Below are 16206 nucleotides of genomic sequence, written 5' to 3'. Positions count from 1 at the left end.
CGGGGTCCACGGGTGTTGGCGTGTGCCTGCATTCGGGGGACTTCGGTCTATTTGACCTCCAGTACCAGCCGCGCCCGGACCTGGGCCTGCGGATTGACTTCAAGGTTCGCCGAACTCACCTCCACCCCTTGCTCGCCCAGGTGCTGCAGCCAGGGCAAGAGGTCGGCCAATGCGCCATCGAGGCTGAGGTCGACCCGGCCCTGCTGCTCGTTATCCAGACGCTCCAGGTTCAGCTTGGTCTCGGCGCTGGTGCGCGCCAGCAAACCCGGCAAGGCGTCTGCATTGATCGCCACTCCCGGCTGGCTGCCGCCGCTGGCCGGCAGGCGTTGCAAGTCGGCGGCCAGTTGCAGCTCGTCCCGGTAGTTACGTTCGGCGTTCTGCAAGGCCAGGCGCTGTGGCTGCCACAGCAACGTCCAGATCAATACCGCGCCGAGGAACAGGGCCAACAGCGCCAGGGCTCGGCGTTCACGTGGGGGCAAATTGCGAAAGAGCATATTCATTCCTTGATCTGCAAGCGGGCGCTGACCACTTGGCCGTCGCGGGCGGTGGAATCGGCCTGCACTGCAAGTCCGGCCCGGGTCAGCCCCTCGCGCAGGCGCTCGAGGTCGGCGAAGGCCGGGGCGATCACGCGCAAGGTCCAGCCTTCGCCCTGTAGATAGTCGAGCCGGTCGACCCGGGCCAGGGCGCCGCCGCTGTTGCCCCAGTGTCGGGCCAGAGTGTCCAGGCGCCGCGCCAGGTCCTGTTGCGGCGCCTGGTCTTGTTGCAGTCGAGCCTGGACCTGGCGCTTGAGGTCGATGACCCGCGGCTCGTCAGGCACCCGCCGCTGCCAGGTGTCGAGGTTGGCCAGATGCAACTCGGCACTGCGCTGCTCAAGCACCAGCCGGTGGCCGATATCCTGTGCCAGGCTGGCGCCACAGCCCAGCACCAGCAGCATGGTCAGGGCTCGCCAGGGCAGGCGGTGCTGGCTGCCGAGGGCAAATTCGCCTTGACGCAGGTCGATGGCCTGTTGCGCGCCCTCGGCCAGCAGTGGCCAGGGCGAGTCTGTGCAGCGTTGCAGGTCCTCTGGCAACAGTGCGGCCAGGGTTTGCAGTTCCTCTTCGACCAGGGCCGAGGGATGCTCCGCCGCGCCGCCCAGCAGCCAGCGATCGGCGCAGTACACGGCCCGTGGCTGCTCGCCCGGGATACAGTCGGCATCGATATGAATTCGCGTCGGCACCAGGCCTTTGTCGGCCAGTCGCGCCAACAGCGACTGCAGCCAGTCGCGGCGCAGCACCCATAGCCGGCAATGACGCCGCTGGCGCAACGGCCCCTGGGCCAGGTGCAGTGAGTCGAGGTCATCCAGCAGTTTTTCTTCCAGTGCCGAATGGATCGCCTGGCGCAGCCAGCGGCCGCTGCGGGGCGGGACGTCGATGTGGTGATGGCTGGCGGCTTCGGCGGGCAACAGCAGGAGCAGCGGCTGGCCAGCCAGAGCCTGGGCCGCCTGATCCAGGTCGCCCTGGACCACGGGGCCATAGCCGCGCCACCAGGTCAGGGGCGCGTCATCGGCCAGGGAAGAAAGATGGAGCAAGGCGTGCACGGGGGTTACTCCGAAAGGGGGCGGTCGGGGGCGACCAGTTGGCGACGCAGCACCTGGACCTGGCCGTCGCTGGCGGTGCGCAGGTCGCTCACCAGGCGCAGGCGGCGTTCGCCCAGGGCTACATCGAGGGTCGCGCGAAAGTTGTGACTGCTGACGGCCAGCCCCGCGCCATTGACCTGTCGGCCTTGCAACTGCGGCTGATCAAGAAACGCCTGCACGCTCTTGTAGCCGTTCGCTGGACGTTGTTGCACCAGGCTGCGGGCGATGCGGCTGTCCAGGCTTTCGAGGGTGGCCAGCAGTTCGGCGCTGGCGGTATTGATGTTCAACGGCGCCTTGCCGGTGGTCGCGACCCAGGGTTGCAGGCGCTGCCAGCCCGCCGCGTCCAGTGCCGGCAGGCGCCGCAACTCGCTGCTGTCGGCAAAGGGCTGGAGCTTGTGGTCGTAGCCCAGGGGCGCGGGCAGGTTTGCCGGGTCATGGGGCGTCAGGCCGAGCTGGACCAGCAGGCGCTGGTAACGGGCACGATTCAGGTCGTCGTCGCGATTGCGCAGGCGATCGAGGTTGAAGCGCGCGCCCAGGTCTTCGAAGCGGATGCGGATGCGCCCGTCCTCGATCTCGAATTCGCCGACGCTCTTGGCCCAGTGCTGGCCCAGATGCACCCGGAGCTTGCCGTCTTCAGTGCCCAGGTCGCGACGCAATTGCTCGCGGGCCCAGGCCTCGCCGCTCAGGGCCAACTGCCAGAGTTGCTGCTGTTGCAACTGGTTGGCGCTGCTGGCCACGCTCAGGCGCTGGCGGGCGAGCATGTCGCTGATGATCAGGGTCACCAGGGCGGTGATCAGCAATACGCTGATCAGCGCCACGCCCCGTTGCCGGCGCGGGCTATGCACCGGCGTTGCCCTGGAAGCCCGGAAGCAGGATGACCCGGCGCATATCCGGGTAGCCGGGGGCGTCGAGTTCGATCTCTATCGCCTGCGGCAGGCTCAGCGGCAGGCCCAGGGCCGGCCAGGCCGAGTGCGCGGCACCGCTGGCATCGATGTAGCGCAGATGCTTGAGCTGCACGCCGTCGAGCAGGCGCTGCTGGCGCACCTCCCCGGGCCGTGGTGCTTGCCCGGTAGGGCTGTGGTAGTCGCGCAGCCACTGGCCATTTTCCCAGCGATGGCTGACTTGCAGCACATCGCTGCGGGCCTGGTCCAGCGGGTTGCTCCAGCCACCCCGAACCAGGCGCAGGTTGTCGGCGCGACCGATCAGCGCCTGGCGGCGACTGAGGTCATCGTCGAGCGGATGGACGATGGCTTGCGTCAGGTCGCGCTCGAAGATCCCCAGGGCCCGTTGCAGGCTGCGCAATTGCTGTTCGTGCTGCTCGATGCGCCGCTCACTGTGCAGCACCCGCTCCAGCAGTTGGTAACAGGCCAGGCCCAGCAGGCTGAACAGGGCCATGGCGATCAGGACTTCGAGCAGGGTAAAGCCGCGCTGATTCATGGTCGTGCCTCGATAAACCCGCTGAGCAGGGCTCGGCGCACGGGCTTGGAGCCGACCACCGACACTTCCAGGCTGACCTTGCGCAAGCTCGGGTCCGGCGCGCTGGCCACCCGGCTGTCGAGCAGCCATTGGCGGCCGCCGAAGTCCAGCCGATCCTGCTCCTGGCCGGTGGCGAGCGAGCGCATGCCGGCGCGCAGCTCATTCATCCGGTTGTCCGCCAGCCAATGGGCCAGGCTGCGTTCGGCAAGGCCGGCACTGTTGCCGGCGATGTGCTGGGCAGCGCTGTAGAGGGCCACCGACAGGGTGGCGAAAATGCTCAGGGCGACCATCACTTCCAGCAAGGTAAAACCTTCACAGCGTTTCAATGCGCACCTCTTCCAGGCCGTCGCTGTGCAGCGAGAGCACCGGGGTCAGGCGCTGTTCCAGGCGCAGGGTGAAAGGCGAGATTTCATCGTTGGACAGCACCAGCAACTGCGGCACTGCCCCGCTGGGCGCAGAGGCGGGATCGAGCAGCTCGACCTCCACTTGCAGTTGCAGGCGGAGGTCGGCCGGTAGCTGTTGCTCGCGGTACTGCAAGGCGGGCTGCCAGCGGCCGTCGTTGGCACGCAGCAGCACCGAGTAGCGGTCTTCGTCCAGGCGCAGCCCGTAGTCGCGGTGGTTGAGCAGGGCATCGGCGCGTAGCAGCCCGATCAGGCTGCGCAGGCGCTCGGCTTCGCGCCGTGCCTGCTGGCCGCTGTCGACCTGGGCCAGCCCGGTAAGGCCGGCCAGCAGGCCGACGATCAGGATCACCACCAGCACCTCGAGCAGGGTGAAGCCCCGGGCTGCGCGTTGCACGTCAGAGGTCCCAGTTGCCGATGTCGGCGTTCAGGCCTTCGCCACCGGCACGGCCGTCGGCACCGAAGGAGAACAGGTCATAGGCATTCGCCCGGCTGCCCGGGGCCAGGTACTGGTAGGGGTTGCCCCAGGGGTCGACCGGCAGGCGCTTGAGGTAGCCGTCGGCATTCCAGTTGCGCGCTGGCGGGGTGCCCGAGGGTTTGCTGACCAGCGCTTCGAGGCCTTGCTGGGTGCTGGGGTAGTTGTGGTTGTCGAGCTTGTAGATGTCCAGGGCCATGGCGATGGCCTTGATGTCGCTCTGCGCCGCGGTGGCCTTGGCCTGGTCCGGGCGGCTCATGATCTGCGGCACCACCAGGGCGGCGAGGACCCCGAGGATCACCACCACCACCATGATTTCGATCAGGGTAAAACCCCGTTGCTTGTGTCGCTTGTGCATGCGCGTTCCTGTGTATCAGGTGATGAGTTGGTTGAGGCTGAGGATCGGCATCAGGATCGCCAGCACGATCAGCAGCACGCTGGCGCCCATGAACACCAGCATCACCGGCTCGAACAGGCCCACCAGCATGGCAATGCGGTTGGCCAGCTGCGCTTCCTGCTGGTGCGCGGCGCGGTCGAGCATGGCGTCCAGCTCGCCGGAGCGTTCGCCGCTGGCGATCATGTACAGCATCATCGGCGGGAAATGGCCGCTGTGTTCCAGGGCTCGAGTCAGGCCGCTACCTTCGCGCACGGCTTGGGCGACGTCTTTCAGACAGGTACGAATCTGCTGGTTGGCCACCACCTCGGCGGCGATCTCCAGGGCGTCCACCAGGGGCACGCCGCTGCGTCCGAGAATCGCCAGGGTGCTGACAAAGCGCGTGCAGTTGCTGGCGCGGATTACCCGGCCGATCAATGGCAGGCGCAGTTGCACCTGGTGCCAGCGCAGGCGCGCTGCCGGTTTTTGCAGGGCCAGGCGCGCCAAGCCAAGCCCGCCGGCCAGCACCAGCAACATCAACAGGCCGTAGTCGCGCAGCACGCCGCTGGCAGCGATCAGGCCCCGGGTCAGCACCGGCAGTTGCTGGCCGCTGTCGATAAACACCTTGACCACGTCCGGCACCACGAACCCCAGGAGGAAACCGACGATGCTGAAGGCCGCCACCATCAGGATGCTCGGGTACAGCATGGCCAGCTGGATCTGCTGCTGCGCGGCCTGGCGCGCCTCGGTGTAGTCGGCCAGTTGCAACAGCACCTGGCCCAGGTGCCCGGCGCGCTCGCCGGCGGCCACCGTGGCTCGGTACAGCGCCGTGAACGCCCGGGGGAATTCGCCCATGGCGCGGGCCAGGCTGTGGCCTTCGAGGACCCGCGCGCGAATCGCCAGGACCATGCTCTGCTGGGCGCTTTTTTCGCACTGGGCGGCCACGGCGGCCAGCACTTCTTCCAGTGGCAGGGAGGCTTGCACCAGGGTTGCGAACTGGCGCGTCAGCAAGGCCAGTTGCGCCGGGCTCAGGCTGCGCCGGGAGGCTGCCGTCGAGCCCGGGCCGCGTTCCTGGTTGCCGCGCGCCGGCTTGATCTGCAGCGGGATCAGGTTGCGTTCGCGCAGCAACTGGCGAGCCTGGCGCAGGCTCTCGGCCTCCTGCACGCCGCGGGTCTTGCGCCCGGCATTGCACATGGCGAGGTATTCGAAGGCGGCCATGGTCAATCCTCTTGGGTCACGCGCAGCAGTTCTTCAAGGCTGGTGCTGCCTTGCAGCACCTTGTCGCGGCCATCGGCGAACAGGCTTGGGCCGTGGGCGCGGGCGTGGCGGCTGAGTTCGGCTTCGCCGGCGCCCTGGTGCACCAACTGGCGCAATTCATCGTCGAACAGCACCAGTTCGTAGATGCCCTGGCGCCCGCGATAACCGCTGTGCTGGCAGGCCGCGCAGCCGGGGGCGTGATACAGCAGGGGCGGGGCCAGGGGATCGAGTTCGAGCCGGGCGCAGGCGCTGGCATCGGCCGGCGCGGCGACTTTGCATTCGACGCACAGCACCCGCACCAGGCGCTGGGCCAGCACCCCGAGCAGGGAAGTGCAGAGCAGGAACGGCTCGACGCCCATGTCCACCAGGCGCGTCACCGCGCCCACCGCGCTGTTGGTGTGCAGAGTCGACAGCACCAGGTGCCCGGTGAGGGAGGCCTGTACGGCGATTTCCGCGGTCTCGCGGTCGCGGATTTCGCCGACCATCACCACGTCCGGGTCCTGGCGCAAAATCGCCCGCAGGCCACGGGCGAAGGTCATGTCGACCTTGGTGTTGACCTGGGTCTGGCCGATGCCCGGCAGGTGGTACTCCACCGGGTCTTCGATGGTCAGGATATTGCGCGACAAGGTGTTGAGACTGGCCAGGCCGGCGTACAGCGTGGTGGTCTTGCCCGAGCCGGTGGGCCCGGTCACCAGCAGGATGCCGTGGGGCCGCGACAGTGCGCCTTCCAGGCGTCGGCGGCTGGCATCGGCCATGCCCAGGCGCCCGAGGTCGAGGCGCCCGGCCTGTTTATCCAGCAAGCGCATCACCACCCGTTCGCCATAGGCCGAGGGCAGGGTCGAGACCCGCACATCGACTTCATGGCCACCGATCCGCAGGGCGATCCGGCCGTCCTGGGGGATGCGTTTTTCGGCGATGTCCAGGCGCGCCATGACCTTGATCCGCGACACCAGCAGCCCCGCCAGTTCGCGCCGTGGGCGCAGTACTTCACGCAGCAGGCCATCGACCCGCAGGCGCACCGACAGGTGTTGCTCGAAGGTTTCCAGGTGGATGTCCGAGGCCTTGGCCTTGACCGCCTCGCCGAGGATGGCGTTGATCAGGCGGATGATCGGCGCATCGTCTTCCTGCTCCAGCAGGTCGGTGGTTTGCGGCAGGTGTTCGGCCAGGCTGGCGAGGTCGTCCTGGTCGGCGATCTGGTCGCCCAGGCCCTCGGCCATTTGCATCGCATCGTCCTGGCCATCGCGGTAGTGCTCGGCCAGGCGCAGGGCGAAGGCCTCGGCGCCGAGTACCTGGCTGCGCGGCGGTGCGCCGTGACGGCGGCGTACTTCGGCCAGCACCGACAGCGGGGTATCGCTGCGGCACAACAGTTGGCCGGCCTCCAGCAGCACGCCGTGGCGCCGGGCAAAACTGAAGGGCAGGCGTGGGGCCTGGGTCATCGTTGCGGCTCGCTGCGCATGTCGATCACGGTGCCTTGCGGGGCGGCCTCGAACATCTGCCGTGGGTCATTGGGCAGGCGCAGGCTATTGGTGCTGCCGTCCAGCGCCCGCAGTTGGCGCAGGTTCTCGTACTTGCGCTGGCCGAGGTGGGTGTTGTCATTGCTGGTGCGCAGCAGGGTCGGGCGCAGGAACACCATCAGGTTGGTCTTTTCAGTGACCTCGCGGCTGCTGCTGAACAGCCGGCCAATCAGCGGGATGCTGCCCAGTACCGGAACCTTGCTGACCTGGGTCTTGACGTTGTCCTTGATCAGGCCGCCGAGCACGATGATTTGCCCATCGTCGGCGAGGATGGTGCTTTTCACCGAGCGCTTGTTGGTGATCACGTCACTGGTGCTGATGCCGGCGGGGGCGGCGGCCAGCTCGGAGCTTTCCTGCTCGACCTGCAGGCGCAGGGTGTTGCCCTCGTTGATATGGGGCGTGACCTTGAGGGTGATGCCCACGTCCTTGCGCTCCACGGTGGTGAAAGGGTTACTCGCGCCAGCGCTGTCGGTGGTGTAGGAGCCGGTCTGGAATGGCACGTTCTGCCCCACCAGGATCTCCGCGGCTTCGTTGTCCAGGGTCAGCAGGCTGGGGGTCGACAGCAGGTTGTTGTTGGAGTCGCTGGACAGCGCGGTGACCAGAGCCCCGAAGTTGCGGCTGCCCAGGCCGATGATCGCGCCGTCGGGCAGGGGCGGGCGCTTGTCGCCTTCGAGGTTGCCCAGCAGGCTGCCGATGGCCAGGCCGCTGGCGGGGAAGTTGGTGCCGCCGGTGACGTTGCCGGCACGTGCGGCCCACTGCACGCCGAGGGCCTCGCTGATGTCGCCGCTGACTTCGACGATGGCCGCTTCCACCAGGACTTGAGCGCGCGGGCGGTCGAGCTCGGCGATGACTTTGTCGAGCATGTTCAGTTGCGCCGGCTCCGCCATCAGCACCAGGGCGTTCTGACTCTGGTCGGCGCTGACCAGGATCGATTTGCCCTGGGTGCCGCCGTCCTTGCCGCCACGGCCGCCTTCGATGCGCTTGCCGACGTCATTGAGCAGCTCGGCCAGTTTCGTCGCATCGCTGTGGCGCAGGCGCACCACGCGGGTGCCATCGTCAGCGTTGCCGGCGACGTCCAGGGTCTTGGCCAGGCGTTCCATCTGCTGGCGAGCGGGCAACGGGCCGATCAGGATCAGGCGGTTGCTGCGGGCGTCGCCAATGGCCTTGGCGGTGTTATTGCCGCTGTTGTTCTGCGCCACGCTTTCGCTCAGGACCTTGGCCACGTCGACTGCCCAGGCGTGTTTCAGGTTGAGGGTGGTCACCGCCTTGTGCCCGGCGGCGTCGAGGTCACGCACTACCTGGCGGATGCGCTCGACGTTGTTGGCGCTGTCGGTGATGACCAGGGCATTGGAGCTGGCCGAGGGCGCCAGATACGCGTCTGGCGCCACCAGCGGCCGGACCACGGTCGCCACTTCACTGGCGGTGGCGTTGTACAGCGGCAGCACCTGGGTGATGAACATATCGCCGACCGCGATTTTGCTGCCGACGGCCTTGGTCTTGGCTTCGCTGACCGGCACGATCAACACCCGGTCGCCCTGGTCGAGGGCGGCAAACCCCTGGCTGCGCAGCACGGTGAGGAACAGCGAGTAGATGCCCTCGCGGTCCATGGCCGAGGCCGACTGTACCGTGACCTTGCCGCTCATGCGCGGGTCCAGGACCATGGTCTTGCCGGTGATTTCGCCGACTTCGCTGACCAGGTCCTGCAGCTCGGCGTCCTTCATGTTCAAGGTCCACTGGCGCTTGGCCTCGGCGGCGGCCAGAGTCGGCAAGGGTGAAAGCAGGGTGCCGAGCATCAGCACGGCACCGGTGATCTGGGACAGTTTCATGGTTGTATCTCTGCAAGGGGGGGTAAAGCGGGCTCTGCTGTGGGGGTCAGCAGGCGCGCGGAATGACTGGGGAAAGCAAGGGTTTGCAGGCGACCGCCCTGGAGCACCACGACGTGGTCCGGGCTGATCGCGCTGAGGCTGGCGCCGCCGGGCAGGCGGTCGCCGATGCTGTAGAACGCGGCGCCACCAGGGGCGCGGATCAGCGCCCGCGAATCTTCGCTGTGCGGTGCGGCAAGGCTGGCCAGCAGCGTCAGCGGCACGGCGTAGGCGCTGGCCTGGGTCTCGGGCGGGACGGCGCCGAACAGGCTGGCGATGCCGTTCGGGTCCAGCGCTGGCAGCGGCTGGGCGGTCGGTGCCGGGGCCGCGTCGCCGGCGGTCTGCGCGGGCAACTGCTGGATGAAGTCCCAACTGCCCAGGGCAAGCCAGGCACACAATGCACAGGCGCTGGCGGGCAGCAGGCCTTGGCTCAGTGGCAGCCGGGCCAGCAGGGCATGCACCGCGTTGAGGCTGATCAAGGCAGCATCCGCTGCAGCACGCCGTGGCCACGCCACTGGTGCAGCACCACTGCGCCGACATGCCCCAGTACCAACAGGGCCAGGACCACGCAGCAAGCGCGGTGCACCTGGTTGAAAAACTCCAGCAGCAGCGGTTCTTCAAGGGGCTGGGGCAAGGTCAGCAGACCAAAGAAATCGATGGGCCGGTTCATCATCAAGACGCCGGTCACCAGCACCAAGGCGGTGGCGATGTACAGCGCCAGGTGGCCGAGTTTGGCCAGCACCTGGCTGGCGGCGCCGATCATGGACGGCTCCGGTGGCGCCGGGTGGGCCACGGAAAAAAACAGACGCAGCGCAAACAGCGGTATCAGCAACGCAGTCAGCGAGACGTTGATAAAGGTGATGCCGCTCTCGATCGCGTGCGGCATCTCCAGCAACGCGACGGCAAAGCCACTGACCGAGGCCCAGATAATGATCAGGGCCGAGCACCAGTGCAGCAGCCGACGCGGCTGGGAATAGTTATGAGCGGACATGGGGGTATTCCTGAACGAAAAGAGCGTGACGCCAGGCGTCACGCTCGTGTTGCAGCCTTATGAATTACTTGACCAGGTCCCAGGCTTGACCCCATGCCCAGCCCTTGCCAGGTGCGTAGGCATTGCCGGACGAGTTCTTGCACCAGCCGGAGAATGGATGCGGTTTGCACTGGTAAATCTTGCCGTCAGAGGCCAGTACTTTGGTGCCGGCTTTGTAGTCGTTCTCGCCATCCGGGAATACGAAGTCATAGCCCCCACCGACCGCTGGGTCCTTGAGTTTGAAGCTGTGGGTCTTCTGCAGCAGCTCGCCTTTGTCGGCCTTGGCCACGACCACCAGGTCGTAGTCACCGGCAGTGACGTCCTTCAGTGCCATGGTGAAATGCGCAGTGTTTTCCCCGACAGCGGCCTGCTGGTAAGCGATGTTCTCGCCCTTGGCATTGAACACGGAAGCGTCAATGGTGTACTTGCCACCTTGAGCGATAGCGTTGAAGTGCAGGTCGGCGGCGCCGTTATTCAAGGTGTAGTCAGCAGCCAGGCCGGTCAGGTTCAGGGTGCCTGGCAGAGCCGGTTGATCTTTATCGATCATGACCGTTGTCACGTCGCTCTTGGCAGTGATGTAGATGCCGTTGGCGTCGTAGCTAGGCACGACTTTATCGCCGGCACCAATCTTGCCCATCTGGTAGCCAGCGTTGGCTTTGTTGGCTTTTTCGGCCAGCAGGAATGGCCAGGTTTTGGCCTGAGCCTGTTCGACGGTGTTGATTTCCAGCACGGTCTGACGGCTGGTCTGTTCACCAGCAGCGGTGAACACGCGGGTCATGACTTTGTCGCCAATTTGCAGCTGTTCAGGCTGCACGGAGCCGATCTGGCTCCATTGGGAAACAGGAGCGCCGTCGTTATCGATATTGACGTCGACCGCCTGGTAGAAGGTAGCGCTGGTGTCACCGACACGCCAGGTGGCGAGGATGACGTGATAGCCCGAGCGGTCAGCCGGAATGTTGACTTGGTGCTTGGTCGGCTCGGAGAGGGACGGAATCTTGTTGTAGCCTTCTTCGTGCAGCAGCGGGGTCAGCTCGAAGGAATCGCGGGTCAGTGGCTCGTTCGGGTTCCAGTTTTTCTTGGTGATGTAGAACTGGCGATAGGCGGCCGGGTGCACAGCGGTGTACCTCCAGCGGAACTCGTTCATGCCCGGCTTGATGGTGGTCTTGGCCCAGCGATCGGCTTTCTGCTCATTCAATCGATCGAAGGATTGCAGGCCGCCGCTAGGGATTTTACCGTCAGCTGGGCCGCATTTGCTGAAGTCTTCAGCGCAGTACGTGCCAGTGTGATGATACTGAGCACCATTGGCTGAGTACTCCATGCTCTGTGGTTCAAATGCGGCGGCGCCGCAGTTTTTGTTGATGCTGTTGTCGCCGCCAACGCACATGAATGCGCGGGATTTCGGGCTTTCAATGTAGCCGTGGGCGAAGGCTTGCTGCGAAGCCAGGGTGGCCAGGCCAATGGCCATGGCCAGGGGTAGTTTGCGCAGGGCGCTTGCACGTTTGCTATGAATCATGGTGAATCCTTGATGGCTTTCTAATTGGTTATAGAGCCGTCAAGGGCGGGTACGTATGGGGTGCTGAGCCCGCCTTTGAAGGCCTGAGCAGGATGCCCGCGGGGGTGAGAGGCGCCCATGGGACGAGTACGAGAGTCGGGTGCGGGGGACTTTTACGGGAGCCATCCAATGGGGCGGCAGCCCCGAGGGTGCGCGCCGGAGCATGACGTGAATGGCCAGGTCGAACAGGCCCGCGTCGAGGCGGGCGCAATGGGCGAGCCCCTACCCTCGGGGCGGTCGGTCCGGATGCCGATGCCGGATATCGTCCAACAGGCCGAGCAGCACCGCCACTAACTGCGCCTGGGCAGGATCCAGGTCGACGCCCTGGCTGGCAGCCTGGCGCACCCCTTCGCACGCACGCAGCAGCCCGGGCGCATCGATGGTGCAGGCCAGGCCCTCAAGGCGGTGCATGAATTGGCCGATGGCTTCGTCGTCGTTGTTGTCGGCCAGCGGCTGCTGCAGGCGCTGGCATTCCTCCTTCAGGTTGCTGTGCAACTCCTCCAGCAAACGCCTGATCAGGCTCGGATCGGCGCCGGCCAGGCCCTCCAGATGGCTCAGGTCAAAGCCCGGGGTGGTGCCGGGCCGCAGTCGTTGGGGCTGTGCCGCTTGCCCGGCGAGGGCTTCGCGCAGGCGGGCCAGGGTCACGGGTTTGATCATCAGCTCGTTCATGCCGGCGTCGTGGCAACGTTGGTTTTCCCCGGTTAGGGCGCTGGCGGTGTAGCCGATGATCGGGCGCGGCACCAGGCCCAGGACCTGCTCGCGCTGGCGAATGGTCCGGGCCAGGGTGTAGCCGTCCATGCCGGGCATGTTGCAGTCGCTGATCAGCAGGTCGAAGGGCTCGCGCTCCCAGGCCTCCAGGGCCGCCGCGCCGCTGCAGACGAAGGTCGCGCGGTGGCCAAGACTGGCCAGTTGCTGCTGCAACACCAGGCCGTTGGTCGAGACATCGTCCACGATCAGCACCTTCAGCGCCTGGCTCAAGGCTTGCGGCAGATGGTGCTGTGGATCGCTACCCAGCGCCGGCGCCGGCTGCCAGGTCAGGGGCAGTTCGACACTGACCTGGCAGCCCTGGTTGGGCTGGCTGTCGAGCCAGATCCGGCCCCCCATCAATTGCACCAGCTGGCTGCAAATGTTCAGCCCCAGCCCGGAGCCGCCATACAGGTGCGCGACCTCGGCATGGGCCTGCATGTAGGGTTCGAAGATCCGTGGCTGGATGGCCTTGGAGATACCGATGCCAGTGTCGCTGACCTGCAGGGTCAACAAACTCTTGTCGCCCCCCAGGTCCAGCTCTTCGACGCTGAGCCGGACCTGGCCGCGGGCGGTGAACTTCAACGCGTTGCCCAACAGGTTTTGCAGCACCTGGCGCAGGCGCATGGGGTCCAGCCAGTAGTGGCGCTGGGGCGTCAGGCCGGAGCAGTCGAGGCTCAGGGCCAGGCCGCTCTGCCGGGCCTGGGCGGCAAACAGATCGAGGCAGTCTTGCAGCAGCGGCGCCAGGGCCACCGGCTGCGGCGCCAATTGCATCTGTCCGCTCTCGATCTTGTCGAGGTCGAGGATATTGCCGATCAGGTCGATCATCGAATGGGCCGACTGCTGGGCGATCCGCAGGTTTTCCGACGGTGCCCGTTCGCTCCGGCTTTCCAGTTCCAGCAGGCCGACCAGGGCATTGAGCGGGGTGCGCAGTTCGTGGCTCATGGTGGCCAGGAACTCGCCCTTGGCGGCGCTGGCATCGACCGCGGTCTGTTGCGCCTCGCGCAGTTTGAGTTCCAGGCCCTTGCGTTCACTGATGTCGATCCAGCCGCCGAGCAGGCCCTGCAACTTGCCGCGCGCGCTGTAGAACGGCACCAACCAATGGTAGATATGCCGCCGCTCGCCGTTGACCTCGATGCAACCGTCGAAAAACTGCGGCTGACGGTTGTCCAGCAGCAGCCGGTACTGCTCTTCCAGATTCAGCGCCAGGCTGTGGGGCGCCATGCCCTGCTGCTGCGGGGTGGTGCCTTGCAGCTGTTCCAGGGCGCTGCCGAAGAAGCTTTCGTAGGCGCGGTTGCAGGTGCTCAGGCGCAACTCCAGGTCGCGCACGTACAGCGGCGTCGGCAAGCCGTTGAGCAGGGAGAACTGGAAGGCCAACTGGTCGCTCAGCTGATGCTGGGCGGCACGCCGTTGGCGCACCTGGACCTTGAGCCGCCAGTTCCACAGTAGCGACAGCAGGACCACCACCAGCGCCAGGACCACGGCGTGCCAGAAGCCATCCGGCAGTTGCTCCCAAGGTGCGTGATCGGCCTGGGGGCTGGTCAGCAGCTTGACCCGGCCATTGAGCTCGCCGGCCACCGACCCGAGCAACTTATCGAGAATGCCGCGCAGCTCGGGGGCGCTGGGGCTGATGGCGAACACCTGGGGCAGGGACATGGCCTGGACAGTCTGCCCGGCCCGCAGGTCGCGTCCGTTCAGCCACGGCTGGCGTCCACGGGTGCAGAGCGCGGTGTACAGGGTGGCGTCGACCTTGCCGCTTTCCACCAGGGCCAGAGCCTGCTCGGTGGTTTGGGTGCGCACCACCTGGACGCGCGGGTAGCGGGTCTGCAACCAGCTGTCCAGGGGGTGATTGAACGGCAAGGCCAGGCGGCGGCCGACCATGGCCTCCAGGGAGCTGGGCGAACTGGCGTCGCGGCGAATCACGAAGGTCCAGGCCTGGGCGCCGAAGGGTTCGCTGAAGGCCAGGGTCTGCCGGCGTTCGGCGGTGGCTGGCAAGCTGGTGGCCAACTGCGCGCGGCCGCCTTGCAGCAGTTGCTGGTCGGCGGCGGGCGACTGGCTGGCGAGCACTTCCAGTTGCAGGGGGTAGACGTCGCCCAGGCCCCGCAGAATCTCCATGCCCAGGCCGATCCATTGGCCCTCGTTATCGCGATAGAAGTAGGGCGGTTGCTCGCTGGCAATCAGGGTCAGGGTTGGATGCTGGTGCAGCCACTCACGCTCTTTGGGGGTCAGGGCAAAGGCGTCCGCCGGGGCGAACAGCCGGGTGGACTGGGTACGCTGCTCGATGATCTCGCGATTGCGCGCCTCGGAGATGCTTTCCAGGGTCACGTTGATCAGGGTGATCAGGTCGTGCTCGTTTTCCCGGGCGGCGAAGGAGAAACCTTCGCTGCTCAGGTGCGCGGCGAACTTGTTTTGCAGCTTCATCTCGGGCAGGGCAAGCATGTGGAAATTGGCCCGTACCTTGTCGCCGATAAACGCATCGACTTCGCCCTCCGCCAGGCGCCGCAGGCCTTCGGCGGTGTTCGCAACCGTGCTCAGCTTGGCGTGCGGGTAGGCCTGGAGCACGGTGGCCAAGTCCATGTAGTCGGCGAGCAGCAGGACCCGCTTGCCTTCCAGGTCGGGAGGCAGGCTGTTGTCGGCACTGCGGCCGACGATGATCGGTGCATTGGTCAGGTACGGGCGGCTGAGTATCAGCCTGGCATGTTGGCGTTCAAAGTCGGTGACCCGGGTCAGCAGGTCGATTTCCCCGGATTTGAGCCCGTCTATGGCTGCCGCCACGCTGGGGTAGGACACCTCCTCGATCGACAGGTCGAGAAAGTCCCCGACCAGTTGCAGGTAGTCCTCGGTGATGGCGCGCAGGGCCAGGTTGGCGCTGCCTTCGCGCACATTCTCGGGTGGCGTGATGCGCGCCACGCGCAGGGTTTTGCTCGGCAGTGACTGACGCATGGCGTTGAGCTGAGCCAGGCTGGCCGGGGTCGGCTCGGGCGCGTCGGCCAGGGCGTTGCTGGGGCCTGTCAGAGCACACAGGCCAAGCAGGCACAGGGCGATCAGGGACCGCAGCAAACGATGCATGGCAGTCGCCTTCACGTCAGGCCGTTTTCCTGGATGTAGAGGTAGAGCGCGGCGTTGGTGTCCAGCCCCAGCTTGCGCATGGCGCTGATCTTCTGGGTGCTGATGGTTTGCTTGCTGCGGTTCAGGTGCAGGGCGATTTCGCCGATGGTCAGGCCGCTGCCATACAGGCGCAGGACCTCGACTTCCCGTGGCGAGAGTTCTTCCAATTGCAGCAGCGGTTTGCCGTGCTCGGCCTCGCCCAGGTCCAGCAGTTGCCTGAACACGGGCGAAAGAAAGGGCGCCGAGGCACTGGCGCCAATAGCCTTGGGCAAGTCATTGAGCAGCCCGCGCTTGCTCACCAGGCCCTGGATCCCGAGCTTGAGCACCGAGCCGATCAGGGCCGGGTTGTTGAGCATGGTGACCACCACTATCGCCAGCTGCGGGTAGCGACGGCGCAGTTGCTGGATCAGGCGCAGGCCATCGACCTGCTCGCTGCCGGGCATCATCAGGTCGGTGATCAGCAGGTCGCAGGATTGCCGACCGAGGAGTTCGAAAAGCCCGCCGACGTCCTGCGCCTCGCCCACGATCGACAGCTTGGGGTTATCGCTCAACAGGGCGCGCATGCCGATCAGTGTGATGGGGTGATCATCGACGATCACGGTTTGGATTGGCATCGGGTCGGGTCTCTTTTGATTCAGGGGAGAGGGGAGGCTTGCTGGCCTGGCAATAGGGCTCCGTTCACCGCTTGTCAGGGGGTGTGTTGTCTGGGGGGGTAGCGAGGGGCGGCGATTCTATAGAGAAAAACCTGTCATCTGCCTGAACGCGGGGTGCCTTTTTTGTAAAGAAGTGTTGGTTTCCGATG

The 16206-nt window shown here is 66.1% G+C and carries 15 protein-coding genes; all 15 read right to left on the bottom strand.

Going from position 1 to position 16206, the window contains the following annotated elements; all coding sequences use genetic code 11:
• Positions 1-47: 47 nt before the first annotated feature.
• Positions 48-494, bottom strand: coding sequence for a type II secretion system protein GspM (gspM, locus tag AC19YX_RS09000; RefSeq protein WP_078473916.1), 447 nt, complete (start codon positions 492-494; stop codon positions 48-50).
• Positions 495-496: 2 nt separating this feature from the next.
• A complete protein-coding gene (gspL, locus tag AC19YX_RS08995) occupies positions 497-1576 on the bottom strand; it encodes a type II secretion system protein GspL (RefSeq protein WP_078473917.1) in 1080 nt (359 codons plus the stop codon).
• Between the two features lie 5 nt (positions 1577-1581).
• Complete coding sequence (gene gspK / locus AC19YX_RS08990) at positions 1582-2460, bottom strand: type II secretion system minor pseudopilin GspK (RefSeq protein ID WP_500606082.1); 879 nt, start codon at positions 2458-2460, stop codon at positions 1582-1584.
• Positions 2453-3052: a type II secretion system minor pseudopilin GspJ gene (gspJ, locus tag AC19YX_RS08985; protein WP_078473919.1), complete on the bottom strand. Its 600-nt coding sequence runs from the start codon at positions 3050-3052 to the stop codon at positions 2453-2455. The genes gspK and gspJ overlap by 8 nt, the downstream gene beginning before the upstream one ends.
• Entirely contained in the window at positions 3049-3417 is a 369-nt protein-coding gene (gspI, locus tag AC19YX_RS08980; RefSeq protein WP_078473920.1) for a type II secretion system minor pseudopilin GspI, read from the bottom strand. The genes gspJ and gspI overlap by 4 nt, the downstream gene beginning before the upstream one ends.
• Complete coding sequence (gspH, locus tag AC19YX_RS08975) at positions 3404-3886, bottom strand: type II secretion system minor pseudopilin GspH (RefSeq protein WP_500606081.1); 483 nt, start codon at positions 3884-3886, stop codon at positions 3404-3406. The genes gspI and gspH overlap by 14 nt, the downstream gene beginning before the upstream one ends.
• A gap of 1 nt (position 3887) precedes the next feature.
• Positions 3888-4322 carry a type II secretion system major pseudopilin GspG gene (gene gspG, locus AC19YX_RS08970; RefSeq protein ID WP_078473922.1) on the bottom strand — a complete coding sequence of 145 codons (435 nt, stop codon included), beginning with the start codon at positions 4320-4322 and terminating at the stop codon, positions 3888-3890.
• 15 nt (positions 4323-4337) lie between these two features.
• The gene (gene gspF, locus AC19YX_RS08965) at positions 4338-5555 is read right to left on the bottom strand and encodes a type II secretion system inner membrane protein GspF (protein WP_500606080.1); all 1218 of its coding nucleotides are present in this window, start codon (positions 5553-5555) and stop codon (positions 4338-4340) included.
• 2 nt (positions 5556-5557) lie between these two features.
• Complete coding sequence (gene gspE / locus AC19YX_RS08960) at positions 5558-7030, bottom strand: type II secretion system ATPase GspE (protein WP_500606079.1); 1473 nt, start codon at positions 7028-7030, stop codon at positions 5558-5560.
• Positions 7027-8934 carry a type II secretion system secretin GspD gene (gene gspD, locus AC19YX_RS08955; protein WP_500606078.1) on the bottom strand — a complete coding sequence of 636 codons (1908 nt, stop codon included), beginning with the start codon at positions 8932-8934 and terminating at the stop codon, positions 7027-7029. The genes gspE and gspD overlap by 4 nt, the downstream gene beginning before the upstream one ends.
• Positions 8931-9449, bottom strand: a complete 519-nt coding sequence (locus tag AC19YX_RS08950) for a type II secretion system protein N (RefSeq protein ID WP_201129985.1) — start codon at positions 9447-9449, stop codon at positions 8931-8933. Before AC19YX_RS08950 ends, gspD begins: the two co-directional genes overlap by 4 nt.
• Complete coding sequence (locus AC19YX_RS08945) at positions 9446-9961, bottom strand: cytochrome b (protein WP_201129986.1); 516 nt, start codon at positions 9959-9961, stop codon at positions 9446-9448. Before AC19YX_RS08945 ends, AC19YX_RS08950 begins: the two co-directional genes overlap by 4 nt.
• A gap of 64 nt (positions 9962-10025) precedes the next feature.
• Complete coding sequence (gene gbpA / locus AC19YX_RS08940; RefSeq protein WP_500606077.1) at positions 10026-11513, bottom strand: N-acetylglucosamine-binding protein GbpA; 1488 nt, start codon at positions 11511-11513, stop codon at positions 10026-10028.
• A 261-nt stretch (positions 11514-11774) separates the two neighbouring features.
• Positions 11775-15365 (bottom strand): ATP-binding protein, encoded by a 3591-nt coding sequence (locus AC19YX_RS08935; protein ID WP_500606076.1) that lies wholly within the window; start codon positions 15363-15365, stop codon positions 11775-11777.
• Between the two features lie 11 nt (positions 15366-15376).
• Entirely contained in the window at positions 15377-16018 is a 642-nt protein-coding gene (locus AC19YX_RS08930; protein ID WP_078473930.1) for a response regulator, read from the bottom strand.
• Between the last annotated feature and the right edge of the window lie 188 nt (positions 16019-16206).

It is taken from the genome of Pseudomonas sp. MF09150 (assembly GCF_059862355.1).
This window is presented reverse-complemented; position numbering and strand designations above follow the sequence as displayed.

Excerpts from the sequence above, each read along its gene's own strand:
- gspM (WP_078473916.1), bottom strand. The coding sequence starts at position 494 with ATGCTCTTTCGCAATTTGCCCCCACGTGAACGCCGAGCCCTGGCGCTG.
- gspJ (WP_078473919.1), bottom strand. The coding sequence starts at position 3,052 with ATGAATCAGCGCGGCTTTACCCTGCTCGAAGTCCTGATCGCCATGGCC.
- gspG (WP_078473922.1), bottom strand. The coding sequence starts at position 4,322 with ATGCACAAGCGACACAAGCAACGGGGTTTTACCCTGATCGAAATCATG.
- gspF (WP_500606080.1), bottom strand. The coding sequence starts at position 5,555 with ATGGCCGCCTTCGAATACCTCGCCATGTGCAATGCCGGGCGCAAGACC.
- gspE (WP_500606079.1), bottom strand. The coding sequence starts at position 7,030 with ATGACCCAGGCCCCACGCCTGCCCTTCAGTTTTGCCCGGCGCCACGGC.
- gspD (WP_500606078.1), bottom strand. The coding sequence starts at position 8,934 with ATGAAACTGTCCCAGATCACCGGTGCCGTGCTGATGCTCGGCACCCTG.
- AC19YX_RS08945 (WP_201129986.1), bottom strand. The coding sequence starts at position 9,961 with ATGTCCGCTCATAACTATTCCCAGCCGCGTCGGCTGCTGCACTGGTGC.
- gbpA (WP_500606077.1), bottom strand. The coding sequence starts at position 11,513 with ATGATTCATAGCAAACGTGCAAGCGCCCTGCGCAAACTACCCCTGGCC.
- AC19YX_RS08935 (WP_500606076.1), bottom strand. The coding sequence starts at position 15,365 with ATGCATCGTTTGCTGCGGTCCCTGATCGCCCTGTGCCTGCTTGGCCTG.
- AC19YX_RS08930 (WP_078473930.1), bottom strand. The coding sequence starts at position 16,018 with ATGCCAATCCAAACCGTGATCGTCGATGATCACCCCATCACACTGATC.